The organism is Enterobacter sp. UPMP2061, from assembly GCF_053709615.1.
This window is the reverse complement of sequence record NZ_JBSKJP010000006.1, coordinates 204,276-216,707: the sequence shown is the minus strand read 5'-3', so window position 1 is coordinate 216,707 and position 12,432 is coordinate 204,276. Positions and strand designations below refer to the sequence as shown.

Here is a 12,432-nt window from a genome sequence, read left to right as displayed (position 1 = left end):
AAGTGAAGAGGCCATCCGGAAGGATGGCCTTTTTGCGTTTGTACGTCGAAAAACGGCAGGCCGGGCAAGGCGAAGCCGCCACCCGGCAACTCAGAGCGTACTATCCCTGACAAACATTCAAACGAAGCAATTGCCGCTGATGGAAACGCCCAAGGATCAGCACCGTCGTTAACGCACCAAGCAGCGCGCAAAACATATCAGACTGGGTATCCCATGGATCGCCCTGCGTCCCAAGAAAATCATCCGCACCCTGTCCCATTGCCAAAGCTGCCCACCACTCAATGAGTTCATAGGTGGCGCTAATGGCCAGAGCAACACAGCACACCAGAAATCCCGTCATCTTATGTCCACGAACATACCCACCGCGCAGCAGAATTTCTCGCGCTGCCAGTGCGGGAACCAGCCCCTGGAAGAAGTGACCGAGCTTGTCATACGGATTTCGGCTAAGCCCGAGCATCTCCTGAACCTCAAAACCAACCGGAACCTTTGCATAAGTGTACATACCACCAACCATCAGAATGATGGCGTGGAAGAAAACCAGGGTATAGAGAAGGGGAGTCAGGGGGTATCGCCGGTGCGTGGCAAGCAGAAGTGGGATGATGATAATGACGGGCGTCACCTCCATCAGCCAGGTGATGCGATCGCTCGTGAACAGGCCGGTATAAAACAGGATCAACAGCAGGAGCAGTGACCCGACTTTTAAAGCAGATAAGGTCATATCATTTTCATTGTCAGGGGAAAAAATCACTATTACCTGACAGAAGGGAAAATTCAATGCGTAGCGGATACAGAAAAGCAAAAACCCAACCATAGGCTGGGTTCTTTAAATAGTGGTGCCCGGACTCGGAATCGAACCAAGGACACGGGGATTTTCAATCCCCTGCTCTACCGACTGAGCTATCCGGGCAACGGAGCGCATTAAACCGCAATCGCGCGCGATCGTCAACATTATTTCGGGAAAAGCTGTTCAACTGCTTAAGTTTGCGGCAATCTGTCCGTTTGTGCCCTGGAATTGCACAAATCTTCCAGACAGTTCAGGCAAGATGTGACAATGCTGGCGGTAAGAGGAGGGCAGTATGGCAAACGACTGGCTTGAGCTGCGTCAGCATGCAGAAACAGGTATTGAGACAATTAAGGCGCATTTCGAAGGACATGCCTTTGATCCCCACTGGCATGATAGCTATCTGGTCGGAATAACCCTTTCCGGCACGCAGCAGTTCCACTGTCGCCGTGAACGCCACCGTAGCCAGCCGGGCGATGCTTTTTTACTTGAGCCCGGGGAGATCCATGACGGTGATGCACCGATAGAGGGGGGCTTTACTTATCTGACCTTTTATCTGGATGAACACTGGCTCACCCGTACGCTTCAAGGGCTGTACGACTCTACTCCCGGGAGCTACACCCTCCACTTTGCCCAAACGCTGACGCGAGAGCCTCAGTTGGTGCGCGCTATCGGTGATACATTTGCCTCGTTGCATAACGATGAAATGAAGATCGTCCAACAGAGCACAATGGATAACCTGCTCTCTCAGATCACTGCCCACTGCCACTGGCGTAAGAAACTCCCGTCTCAGCTACAAAGCTCCGCCGTGGCGCATCGTGCCCGCGACTATCTCTATGCGCATATCGGCGAGAACGTGGGGCTTTCAGACCTTGCCCGTGAGACGGGTACGGATCGCTTTACGCTCACCCGCTGTTTTAAGCGCGAATTTCACCTGGCACCGCACGCCTGGCTTATCCAGCTGCGCCTGGCAAAGGCCCGACAGATGCTGGCGTGTGGGGAACTGCCTGTCGATGTTGCAACGGCAGTGGGGTTTGCCGATCAAAGCCATCTTGGTCGCTGGTTCCAGCGGGCATACCGTATTTCTCCGGCACACTACCGTCGGTTGTGCACAAACCTTCCAGACGTTTCCAGAAAATAACGGCACATTCGTGGCTCTAATAAAAAAGGAGTCACCTGTGAATTTATTACCCTTCCTGCTGTTTGCATTTGTCGCCTCGATTATACCGGGGCCAACCAATATTCTGGTACTGGCTAACAGTCAGCACTTTGGCGTAAAAAATACGGTTCCTGCGATCCTGGGCGGGTGTATTGCCGCCAGCGCTATTGTTCTGGTTTCAGGTGCTGGGGCAGGAGAAGTGTTACGCCAGTATCCGCTGATACGTCAGGTAATGAGCTGGGCGGGCGTGCTGTGGCTTTCCTGGATGAGCTGGCAGCTGTTTAGCGCCCCGGCCGCGAATCTCTCCTCCAGACGCCATGTCCGGTTTACCGCGCGGGCGGCGGCGTTATTACAGGTTGTAAACCCAAAAACGTGGATGATGGCGCTGGCAGTTGTCAGCCTGTTTGCTCCGGCAAGCGACCATGCATTTCGGGATGTTGCGCTGATGGCGCTAGGGTTTCTGGCGATCTCTGTGGCTTGTTTGTTGTGCTGGGCGTGGCTGGGGAAGGCGGTGAACCGGATTTTCCGCACCACCGTGGCGATGGTGCGATTTCAGCGCGCGATGGCGCTGTGCTTGTTTATTTCCGCCTGGACGGGAATGCTGGCTTAGGTCAGAGCACCACCCATACGACACTGCGCAAACCGCAAAATATCTTCCGCCAGACGGTGCGCTGTATCCACATCCGCCTGGCTACGGTTCACCAGCATGCGGCTCAGGCAACCTTCCAGCACCAGCTCCATCTGCTTCGCGACCATTGCCGGGTCATCCACTTCAAGCGTGGTCAGCAGCTCGTGTGTGAACTCGTGCGCGGCACGTTTTTGCTGATCTGCCAGTTGATGGATGGGGTGCCCGGGATCCGGATAGTAGGTGCAGGCGGCGATAAACAGACAGCCTGGGTAACGGTTGTTGGTTACACACTCCGTCAGTGCGGTATAGCGCGCCAGCAGCTTTTGCTCGGTGGTCAGCTCTTCATTCAGCATCAGCTGCCTGCGCCAGATATCCACCTGCTGGCTGAGATAGCGCAGGGCATCGTACAGCAGCGCCTCTTTATCCGGCCAGAAGCGCTTAAGTTCATCCAGAGGGTAATCGATACGGTCGGCGACCATCTCAAGCGTGGTGCTGGCGATCCCTTGAATCTCAAGCAATTGCAGGGCTTGTCCCAGTACGTCTTCGCGTTGCACGGTTATCTCCTCCGCTATTCCCAACGGTTTGTCCCGTCTAAAGTGTTGTTTACGGTTGGCGATTGCGCAAATGCGCGTTGAATGCCGTCGCGTCCATAAACCCGGTTACACGTTGCGTCGGCTGTTCTTCCCCCTGTTTATTGAAGAACAGGATGGTAGGCAGCCCGAGCACATTAAGTTGCTTCAGCAGAGCCTTATCCTGCGCGCTGTTGGCGGTAACGTTCGCCTGGAGCAGAACGGTATCGCTCAGCGCGTGTTGTACCTGCGGATCGCTGAAGGTGTATTTTTCAAACTCTTTGCAGGCCACGCACCAGTCTGCGTAGAGATCGAGCATGACCGGTTTGCCTTTCGCCTGCGCCAGGGCGCGGTTAAGGTCATCCACGTTCTTAATCTGTATAAAATTCAGATGAGCCTGCGTTTGACCTGCCGGGGTGCCAAACGCCCAGTCCTGTAGTGGACGGACGCTCACCAGCGCGGCCGCCAGCAGAAGGATCTGTAGCAGGCGCATCCACGGTTTCTTCGCCCCCAGACTCACGATAAACGCCCAGCTGAAGAAGGCCACGCCGAGCATCGCCCAAAGACGCGTACCCCACACATCACCGATGATGCGCTCCAGCAGAAATACCGGCAGCGCCAGAATGACAAAACCAAACGCGGTTTTCACCGTCTCCATCCACGGGCCGCTCTTCGGCAGCAGACGATTGCCAAACACCGTCATCAGGATCAGCGGCAGGCCCATGCCGAGCGCGTAGAGGTACAGCGTGCCGCCGCCGAGCCACAGGTTGCCGCTCTGAGCAATGTATAACAGGATGGCGCTCAACGGCGCAGTGGTGCAGGGGGAGCAAATCAGCCCGGCGATGGCACCCATGGCGAACACGCCGCCCGCAGAGCCACCCTGCTGACGGTTGCTCATTAGCGTCAGACGGGTTTGCAGGGAAGAGGGCAGTTGCAGGGTGAACAGGCCAAACATCGACAGCGCCAGCAGAATAAACACCGCTGACAGTCCGATAAGCACATAAGGGTGCTGAAGGGCGGCCTGGAACTGCAACCCGGCAGCGGCGACCACAAGGCCGAGCGCCGTATAGGTTAACGCCATGCCCTGCACATAGATAAAGGCCAGCAACAGCGCGCGGGTAGTGGAAAGGCGTTGTTTACCGCCCAGCACGATGCCAGAGATAAGCGGGTACATGGGCAGCACGCAGGGCGTAAAGGCGATGCCGATACCAATCAATAACGCCCAAAGCGCTGAGAACGGAAGGTCTGAAGCGGCTTTGCCTTCACCCCTCACACTGGCCATTTCCCCTGAGGGGTGAGGGGAGGCCGCCGCTTTCACTTCGCTAAGCGGAACGACCTTTGTTTCAGGGGGATAGCAGAAGCCCGCATCGGCGCAGCCCTGATACGTCACCGTCAGGGTAGCGCCTTTATCCGCCTGATTCACCGTGACGGGCACGCTTAAGCGCTGACGATAAATTTCACTCTTACCGTAGAACTCGTCCTCGTGCCACTCGCCAGCGGGCATCTGCAATGCGCCGACGTTCGCCTTTGCCGGCGTGATGCTGACCTGCTTGCGATAGAGGTAGTAACCCTCTTTCACCTGCCAGGTGAGACTGAGATCGTGCTGGTTTTGCTGAAAGTCGAAAACGAACGCCTGGTCGGCAGGAATAAAGTTCGAACGGCCGGGTGTGTCAAACAATCCGGCAAAAGCTGACGTGCTGCACAGCAGCAGGATCAGCGTAATGAAGCGTTGAGCCATGAGAGATAATCGTTATCGCCGTGGACCACTGGCAGAACCAGCAGCTCCGGGGTTTGGTATGGATGATGAGACTTGAGGCAGTCGAGGAGCGCCTGCTGGTTTGTCAGGTTGGTTTTGAGCAACATCTGGACTTCGTACTCTTGCTCCAGCTTGCCTTCCCAGTAATAAAGGGAGGTAGCGCCGGGAAGAAGTGTGACACAGGCAGCCAGTTTTTCGGCCAACACTTTGGCGGCCAGATCCTGGGCAGAAGCTTCATCAGGGGCGGTGCACAGTACAACAACAGCATCAGGCGTGTTCACAAGTCGACCTCCTCATCACGAAAGTCTTCACTATATCACGCAAGGCGGTTGGTCATTAATGAAACGGGCCGCAGAGCGGCCCGATTTTAACTATTTTTACAACGGCTAATCGTTTACAGCACAATGCCGCCGATGATAAAGCCGAGGATCACGCAGAGCGTAATCGCCACCACGCCCGGGATCAGGAACGCGTGGTTAAACACGTACTTACCAATACGGGTTGAGCCGGTGTCATCCATCTCAACCGCGGCCAGCAGGGTTGGATAGGTGGGCAGAACGAACAGGGCGGAAACCGCTGCAAAAGAGGCAATCGCTGTCAGCGGCGTCACGCCCAGCATCAGTGCCGCAGGCATCAGCGCTTTGGTGGTCGCAGCCTGGGAGTACAGCAGCGTCGCGGCAAAGAACAGCACTACTGCCAGCAGCCACGGATAGTTGTGCAGCAGGTCGCCTGCAACGGTCTGGATATCGCTGATGTGCGCTTTCACAAAGGTATCACCGAGCCACGCCACGCCCAGCACGCATACGCAGGCGCTCATACCGGATTTGAAGGTGCTGGCGTTCAGCACTTCGCTGGTGTCGATTTTACAGGTGATGCTGATCAGCGTCGCGATGGTCAGCATAAACACCACAATGGCTTCGTTACGCGGCAGAACCGGGTTCTGGATCAGACCTACCGTATCGCTGATGGCGGTCGCGTAGAACATCACGGCGACGATACCAATCAGGAACAGCAGCACGGAGCGTTTTGCATGCGGCTTCAGCTCGAAGACCTGGCTACCGCGCAGGCTCACTTCACCTTTTGCCAGACGCTCCTGGTAAACCGGATCGTCTTTCAGCTCGGCGCCGAGGAAGTTACACAGCACGGCAGTGATCATTACCGCAATCAGCGTCACCGGAATACAGATTGCCAGCAGCGTCAGGTAACTTACGCCCATCTGCTCAAGGATACCCGCGAAGAAGACCACCGCCGCGGAAATGGGCGAGGCGGTAATCGCAATCTGGGAGGCGACCACGGCAATAGAAAGAGGGCGAGACGGGCGAATACCCTGCTCTTTCGCCACTTCGGTGATTACCGGCAGCGTGGAGAAAGCGGTATGGCCAGTACCGGCGAGGATGGTCATAAACCAGGTCACCAGCGGGGCAAGGAAGGTGATGTATTTCGGATGGCGACGCAGCATTCGCTCCGCCAGGCTCACCAAGTAGTCCATACCGCCCGCGACCTGCATGGCCGCGATAGCAGCAATAACCGCCATGATGATTTCGATAACGTCAAAAGGGATTGCGCCGGGTTTAATCTGAAAGATCAGGGTAAGTACAAGCACTCCGAGACCGCCGGCAAAACCGATGCCGATACCCCCGAGTCGTGCGCCCAAATAAATCGCCAACAGGACGATGACGAGTTCTGCTCCAAACATAAAGACCTGCCTTGCTCATTAACAAGTTGATATTGAATTGTTGTGTTTTGGTAACGCCCATAAAGAAAAAAGGCACGTCACAAGTGACGTGCCTTTCGGAAGCTTAGCCTGAACGGTTACTGTTCGCTTTCATCGGTATATCGTTTCGCTTTATATGCCGGGTGCATCAGGTTCTGGGCGGAGAAGATATCGTCCAGTTCGGCTTCGGTCAACAATCCTCGCTCGAGAACCACCTCACGCACGCTCTTACCGGTTTCGGCACAAATCTTCCCGACGATATCGCCGTTGTGGTGGCCGATGAACGGGTTGAGGTAGGTGACGATGCCGATGGAGTTATAGACGTAGCCTTCACACACTTCTTTATTCGCGGTGATGCCGTTGATGCATTTTTCCAGCAGGTTGTAGCAGGCGTTGGTCAGAATATGGATAGATTCAAACATTGCCTGGCCAATCACCGGCTCCATCACGTTCAGCTGGAGCTGACCGGCTTCGGAGGCCATGGTGACGGTCGTATCGTTACCAATAACCTTGAAGCACACCTGGTTCACCACCTCTGGCACCACCGGGTTCACTTTAGCTGGCATGATGGATGAACCCGCCTGCAACTCTGGCAGGTTGATTTCATTCAGGCCAGCGCGCGGACCGGAGGAGAGCAGGCGCAGGTCGTTACAGATTTTGGACAGTTTCACCGCCAGACGTTTCAGGGCGCTGTGTACCATCACATAGGCGCCGCAGTCTGAGGTAGCTTCAATCAGGTCTTCCGCAGGCACAACCGGCAGGTTGGAAACTTCAGCCAGCTTCTGTACCGCCAGCTGCTGATAGCCATCTGGTGTGTTCAGGCGTGTACCGATGGCGGTTGCGCCCAGGTTCACTTCCAGCAACAGTTCGGACGTGCGCAGCAGGTTTTTCGTCTCTTCATTCAGCAGCACGTTAAACGCGTGGAATTCCTGTCCGAGGGTCATTGGCACCGCGTCCTGCAATTGGGTACGGCCCATTTTCAGGATATCCTGGAACTCAACGGCTTTACGCTGGAAGCCATCGCCCAGCTGATTAATCGCGTCGACCAGTTTGACGATAGAGGCATACACCGCGATGCGGAAGCCGGTTGGGTAGGCGTCGTTGGTGGACTGACATTTGTTAACGTGGTCGTTCGGGTTCAGGTACTGGTATTCACCTTTCTGATGACCCATCAGCTCCAGGCCGATGTTTGCCAGCACTTCGTTGGTGTTCATGTTGACAGAGGTGCCCGCGCCGCCCTGATAGACGTCGACCGGGAACTGATCCATGCATTTGCCGTTGTTCAGCACCTCATCGCACGCGGCGATAATCGCATTTGCAGCGCTTTTAGGAATGGTTTGCAGCTCTTTGTTCGCCAGAGCCGCGGCTTTTTTTACCATCACCATGCCACGCACAAATTCAGGGATGTCGCTGATTTTGCTGTTGCTGATGTAGAAGTTTTCAATCGCTCTCAGAGTGTGAACACCATAGTAGGCATCCGCTGGAACTTCCCTGGTACCCAACAAATCTTCTTCGATACGAATGTTGTTTAACATGTGAACCTTCTTTTCAAGCTGCCGATGGATTGTACTAAACACACAGTATATATGTGGTTTTGAATATTTTATGACCGACGATTATTCCCTCAATCGGCCAGATGTTCGAGATCATATGCTGATGATAGCGAATTGCCGTAAGCTGGATCACTTATTATCGACCCGATTTCATGATAATTATTAATCTGTGAAATATGTCACCGCTTTAATATTTCCAGAAAAAATATCCGTGCAAACCGATTGAATTTTGGCTAACCGTCACCATTTCTTATCTACGCGCTTCGCGAACACATTCAGTCAGGGGCCTGAAGGCACCTGCCACACAGGAGATGCCAGTGCGCTGGATACCATTTATTGCTTTCTTTCTTTATGTTTACATTGAGATTTCGATTTTCATCCAGGTTGCCCATGTGCTGGGCGTCCTGCTGACGCTGATTCTGGTGATCTTCACCTCCGTCATCGGCATGTCGCTGGTGCGCAATCAGGGTTTCAAAAATTTCCTGTTAATGCAGCAGAAGATGGCCGCAGGCGAAAGCCCGGCCGCCGAGATGATCAAAAGCGTGTCGCTGATTATTGCTGGTTTGCTGCTGATCCTGCCTGGTTTCTTCACCGACTTCCTCGGCCTGCTGTTGCTGTTGCCGCCGGTGCAGAAGCATCTGACCATGAAGCTGCTGCCGCACCTGCGTTTCAGCCGTATGCCAGGCGGTGGTTTCAGCACCGGCCCGGGGGATACCTTTGAAGGGGAATATCAGCGTAAGGATGAGCAGCGCGACCGGTTAGATCATAAAGACGATCGGTGAGTTTGTGGCCCGGTGGCGCTCGCTCACCGGGCCTGCGGCTTTTGCCGCTTCGGTAAAAACACCCACAGCCCCGCCAGCATGACGATGGCGTACACGCTCTTCCATCCCACCATCGCCAGCAGCATCAGGCACAGGACACACCCGACAGCCGCCAGCGCCTTAAAGCGTCCTTTCAGTAGCCGACAGCCCGCCAGCATGCACAGCAGGTAGATCATGATGAAAATACCGTTGGCGTAGACAATCAGCGCGTCAAGGTTGATGTCGAGGAGATAAATGGCCAGGGAACTCACCACGCAGCAGCCCAGTACGCTATTCAGCGCATTCACCGGAAGCTGACGCTTTGACAGGCGTGAGAGGGGGCTATCCGGTTTATAAAGTGCCTGAGACCACACCAGCCGGGCGAAGCTCTGAATATAGATGTTGAGGCTGGCAAAGCAGGCGAGATAGCCAATCACGCAGGCTACCCACAGGGCCTTAACGCCAAACAGCTGCACCACGATGCCCGGCAGCGACGCGGCGGCGGCTTTCTCTTCACCGAACGCATTGAAGTGCAGCACCAGCACGGTACAGGCCCAGTACACGGTACCCGCCAGCAGCAGGCCAATCATCAGGGCGCGGGGGAAATCACGCTCGGGCTGTTTAAACTCGGATGCCAGATGAGCGAACGCCTCCAGACCGACGAAACACCAGAACATAACGGATAGTGCAGCGAAAAGCTGTGCGTGGTCGATGTCGTTAATCGCGGGGAAAGGAATATCCGCCACGGTAATGTCACCCGCAAACCAGATGGCGACGATCAGCGCGACAATTAACACGGCGACCAGCGTTTGCAGATTGGCGCTGGAACTGGCCCCGCGCGAGCCTACCCACCAGACAATCGCCAGCGTACCGAGTTCAGCCAGCAGCAGTTGTTCATCGTGCCAGCCAAACAGCGCCTGTCCGAAGCCGGTTGCGATATGCAGGGCTGCCGGAAGGCCAACGGGTATCACCGACAAAAATAGCCAGCCGGTGACGCGCTCCATCCGCGGCCCAAACGCCATGCCGACAAAATGCGCTACGCCGCCTGCGCTCGGGAAGTGCCGCCCGAGTATGGCAAAGACAATCGCCACCGGAAACACCAGTACGATCAGCACCGGCCATGCCCAAAGACTGTTATTGCCGGCAACCAATGCCGCCAGCGCGGGAACCGCAAATACCCCCGTGCCTAATAAAGACGTTGAGAGTAAGCCAATGCCCTGCGCCAGCCCCAACTCCTGCCTGAGTCCACTCATTTACCTCGTCCCGCCACCATCAAAAGAGAGTGGATGGTAACACTTTCGCAAATTTTTTTTCGATTACCCCTTGAAGGGGTAAAAAGCTATCCCCATCTCTCAGGGCACTAGCCGGAAAACCGCATGCGGACCGGCGTCATCCATAACTGATAATGACTTTCTCAAAGGAGAGCTATCAATGAGTATTCGTCCGTTACATGATCGTGTGATCGTCAAACGTAAAGAAGTTGAAACCAAGTCTGCTGGCGGCATCGTTCTGACCGGTTCAGCAGCAGCAAAATCAACGCGTGGCGAAATCATCGCTGTCGGTAAGGGCCGCATCCTGGAAAACGGAACTGTGCAGCCACTGGACGTTAAAGTTGGTGACATCGTCATTTTCAACGATGGCTACGGCGTGAAATCCGAGAAGATCGACAATGAAGAAGTGTTGATCATGTCCGAGAGCGACATTCTGGCAATTGTTGAAGCGTAATTAACGCACGAAAACTGTACGAATTTGAGGAAATAAGAACATGGCAGCTAAAGACGTAAAATTCGGTAACGACGCTCGTGTAAAAATGCTCCGCGGCGTAAACGTACTGGCAGACGCAGTGAAAGTCACTCTGGGCCCGAAAGGCCGTAACGTAGTGCTGGACAAATCCTTCGGCGCGCCAACCATCACCAAAGATGGTGTTTCTGTTGCACGTGAAATCGAGCTGGAAGACAAGTTCGAAAACATGGGCGCACAGATGGTGAAAGAAGTTGCCTCTAAAGCGAACGACGCTGCTGGTGACGGTACCACCACCGCGACCGTACTGGCGCAGGCGATCATCACCGAAGGCCTGAAAGCCGTTGCTGCGGGCATGAACCCAATGGATCTGAAACGTGGTATCGACAAAGCTGTCGCTTCCGCTGTTGAAGAACTGAAAGCGCTGTCCGTACCGTGCTCTGACTCTAAAGCCATTGCTCAGGTTGGTACTATCTCCGCTAACTCCGACGAAACCGTAGGTAAACTGATCGCTGAAGCGATGGATAAAGTCGGTAAAGAAGGCGTGATCACCGTTGAAGACGGTACTGGTCTGGAAGACGAACTGGACGTGGTTGAAGGTATGCAGTTCGATCGCGGTTACCTGTCTCCATACTTCATCAACAAGCCAGAAACTGGCGCTGTTGAGCTGGAAAGCCCGTTCATCCTGCTGGCTGACAAGAAAATCTCCAACATCCGCGAAATGCTGCCAGTGCTGGAAGCCGTTGCGAAAGCAGGCAAGCCGCTGGTAATCATTGCTGAAGACGTTGAAGGCGAAGCGCTGGCGACTCTGGTGGTTAACACCATGCGTGGCATCGTGAAAGTGGCAGCGGTTAAAGCACCTGGCTTCGGCGATCGTCGTAAAGCGATGCTTCAGGATATCGCTACCCTGACTGGCGGTACCGTGATCTCCGAAGAGATCGGTATGGAGCTGGAAAAAGCGACCCTGGAAGACCTGGGCCAGGCGAAACGCGTTGTGATCAACAAAGACACCACCACCATCATCGACGGTGTGGGTGAAGAAGCTGCTATTCAGGGCCGTGTTGGTCAGATCCGTAAGCAGATCGAAGAAGCAACTTCCGATTACGACCGTGAAAAACTCCAGGAGCGCGTAGCGAAACTGGCAGGCGGCGTAGCGGTAATCAAAGTCGGTGCGGCTACCGAAGTTGAAATGAAAGAGAAGAAAGCACGCGTTGACGACGCCCTGCACGCGACCCGTGCTGCGGTAGAAGAAGGCGTGGTTGCTGGTGGTGGTGTCGCGCTGGTGCGTGTAGCCGCTAAACTGGCTGGCCTGACTGCTCAGAACGAAGACCAGAACGTGGGTATCAAAGTTGCGCTGCGCGCGATGGAAGCTCCTCTGCGTCAGATCGTGTCCAACGCCGGTGAAGAGCCGTCTGTGGTTGCGAACAACGTGAAAGCGGGTGAAGGTAACTACGGTTACAACGCGGCAACTGAAGAATACGGCAACATGATCGACTTCGGTATCCTGGATCCAACTAAAGTGACCCGTTCTGCACTGCAATACGCGGCATCTGTAGCTGGTCTGATGATCACGACCGAGTGCATGGTGACCGACCTGCCTAAAGGCGACGCGCCTGACTTAGGTGCTGCTGGTGGTATGGGCGGCATGGGTGGCATGGGTGGCATGGGCGGCATGATGTAATCATGTTGTTCTGAACCTCTCAGAACGAACCCCGGGCAGCAATGCCCGGGG

At 55.0% G+C, this 12,432-nt stretch carries 12 protein-coding genes and 1 tRNA gene; 5 read left to right on the top strand and 8 right to left on the bottom strand.

Annotation, left to right across the window (positions count from 1 at the left end):
* Positions 1-100: 100 nt before the first annotated feature.
* Both ACWKXX_RS14510 and ACWKXX_RS14505 read right to left on the bottom strand, forming a co-directional pair.
* Positions 101-718: a DUF2238 domain-containing protein gene (locus ACWKXX_RS14510; RefSeq protein ID WP_026094410.1), complete on the bottom strand. Its 618-nt coding sequence runs from the start codon at positions 716-718 to the stop codon at positions 101-103.
* A 113-nt stretch (positions 719-831) separates the two neighbouring features.
* Positions 832-907, bottom strand: a tRNA-Phe gene (locus tag ACWKXX_RS14505).
* A 169-nt stretch (positions 908-1,076) separates the two neighbouring features.
* Here ACWKXX_RS14505 and ACWKXX_RS14500 point away from each other — a divergent pair.
* A complete protein-coding gene (locus tag ACWKXX_RS14500) occupies positions 1,077-1,922 on the top strand; it encodes an AraC family transcriptional regulator (protein WP_023302948.1) in 846 nt (281 codons plus the stop codon).
* 37 nt (positions 1,923-1,959) lie between these two features.
* Complete coding sequence (locus tag ACWKXX_RS14495) at positions 1,960-2,550, top strand: LysE family translocator (protein WP_261665795.1); 591 nt, start codon at positions 1,960-1,962, stop codon at positions 2,548-2,550.
* Here ACWKXX_RS14495 and ACWKXX_RS14490 read toward each other — a convergent pair.
* The 5 genes from ACWKXX_RS14490 to aspA all read right to left on the bottom strand — a co-directional run bounded on the left by ACWKXX_RS14490 (position 2,547) and on the right by aspA (position 8,142).
* On the bottom strand, positions 2,547-3,122 hold the full coding sequence (locus ACWKXX_RS14490; protein ID WP_017383972.1) for a transcriptional regulator: 576 nt from the start codon (positions 3,120-3,122) through the stop codon (positions 2,547-2,549). The genes ACWKXX_RS14495 and ACWKXX_RS14490 overlap by 4 nt on opposite strands.
* Before the next feature lie 49 nt (positions 3,123-3,171).
* Positions 3,172-4,875, bottom strand: coding sequence for a protein-disulfide reductase DsbD (locus ACWKXX_RS14485; protein WP_261665794.1), 1,704 nt, complete (start codon positions 4,873-4,875; stop codon positions 3,172-3,174).
* Positions 4,851-5,174 carry a divalent cation tolerance protein CutA gene (gene cutA / locus ACWKXX_RS14480; protein WP_003855908.1) on the bottom strand — a complete coding sequence of 108 codons (324 nt, stop codon included), beginning with the start codon at positions 5,172-5,174 and terminating at the stop codon, positions 4,851-4,853. Before cutA ends, ACWKXX_RS14485 begins: the two co-directional genes overlap by 25 nt.
* 113 nt (positions 5,175-5,287) lie before the next feature.
* Positions 5,288-6,589 (bottom strand): anaerobic C4-dicarboxylate transporter, encoded by a 1,302-nt coding sequence (locus ACWKXX_RS14475; protein ID WP_261665793.1) that lies wholly within the window; start codon positions 6,587-6,589, stop codon positions 5,288-5,290.
* Positions 6,590-6,705: 116 nt separating this feature from the next.
* Positions 6,706-8,142: an aspartate ammonia-lyase gene (aspA, locus tag ACWKXX_RS14470; protein WP_015572444.1), complete on the bottom strand. Its 1,437-nt coding sequence runs from the start codon at positions 8,140-8,142 to the stop codon at positions 6,706-6,708.
* A gap of 335 nt (positions 8,143-8,477) precedes the next feature.
* Here aspA and ACWKXX_RS14465 point away from each other — a divergent pair, with 335 nt between their 5' ends.
* The gene (locus ACWKXX_RS14465) at positions 8,478-8,942 is read left to right on the top strand and encodes an FxsA family protein (RefSeq protein ID WP_003855925.1); all 465 of its coding nucleotides are present in this window, start codon (positions 8,478-8,480) and stop codon (positions 8,940-8,942) included.
* 23 nt (positions 8,943-8,965) lie between these two features.
* Here ACWKXX_RS14465 and yjeH read toward each other — a convergent pair whose 3' ends face one another.
* Positions 8,966-10,213 carry an L-methionine/branched-chain amino acid transporter gene (gene yjeH, locus ACWKXX_RS14460; RefSeq protein WP_032104117.1) on the bottom strand — a complete coding sequence of 416 codons (1,248 nt, stop codon included), beginning with the start codon at positions 10,211-10,213 and terminating at the stop codon, positions 8,966-8,968.
* Between the two features lie 178 nt (positions 10,214-10,391).
* Here yjeH and ACWKXX_RS14455 point away from each other — a divergent pair, with 178 nt between their 5' ends.
* Positions 10,392-10,685, top strand: a complete 294-nt coding sequence (locus ACWKXX_RS14455) for a co-chaperone GroES (protein ID WP_003855929.1) — start codon at positions 10,392-10,394, stop codon at positions 10,683-10,685.
* Positions 10,686-10,725: 40 nt separating this feature from the next.
* Entirely contained in the window at positions 10,726-12,381 is a 1,656-nt protein-coding gene (groL, locus tag ACWKXX_RS14450) for a chaperonin GroEL (protein ID WP_261665792.1), read from the top strand.
* The last annotated feature ends 51 nt before the right edge of the window (positions 12,382-12,432 follow it).

Coding starts and splice junctions, on each gene's coding strand:
- ACWKXX_RS14485 (WP_261665794.1), bottom strand. CDS start 4,875: ATGGCTCAACGCTTCATTACGCTGATCCTGCTGCTGTGCAGCACGTCA.
- yjeH (WP_032104117.1), bottom strand. CDS start 10,213: ATGAGTGGACTCAGGCAGGAGTTGGGGCTGGCGCAGGGCATTGGCTTA.
- ACWKXX_RS14510 (WP_026094410.1), bottom strand. CDS start 718: ATGACCTTATCTGCTTTAAAAGTCGGGTCACTGCTCCTGCTGTTGATC.
- groL (WP_261665792.1), top strand. CDS start 10,726: ATGGCAGCTAAAGACGTAAAATTCGGTAACGACGCTCGTGTAAAAATG.
- ACWKXX_RS14475 (WP_261665793.1), bottom strand. CDS start 6,589: ATGTTTGGAGCAGAACTCGTCATCGTCCTGTTGGCGATTTATTTGGGC.
- ACWKXX_RS14455 (WP_003855929.1), top strand. CDS start 10,392: ATGAGTATTCGTCCGTTACATGATCGTGTGATCGTCAAACGTAAAGAA.
- aspA (WP_015572444.1), bottom strand. CDS start 8,142: ATGTTAAACAACATTCGTATCGAAGAAGATTTGTTGGGTACCAGGGAA.
- ACWKXX_RS14500 (WP_023302948.1), top strand. CDS start 1,077: ATGGCAAACGACTGGCTTGAGCTGCGTCAGCATGCAGAAACAGGTATT.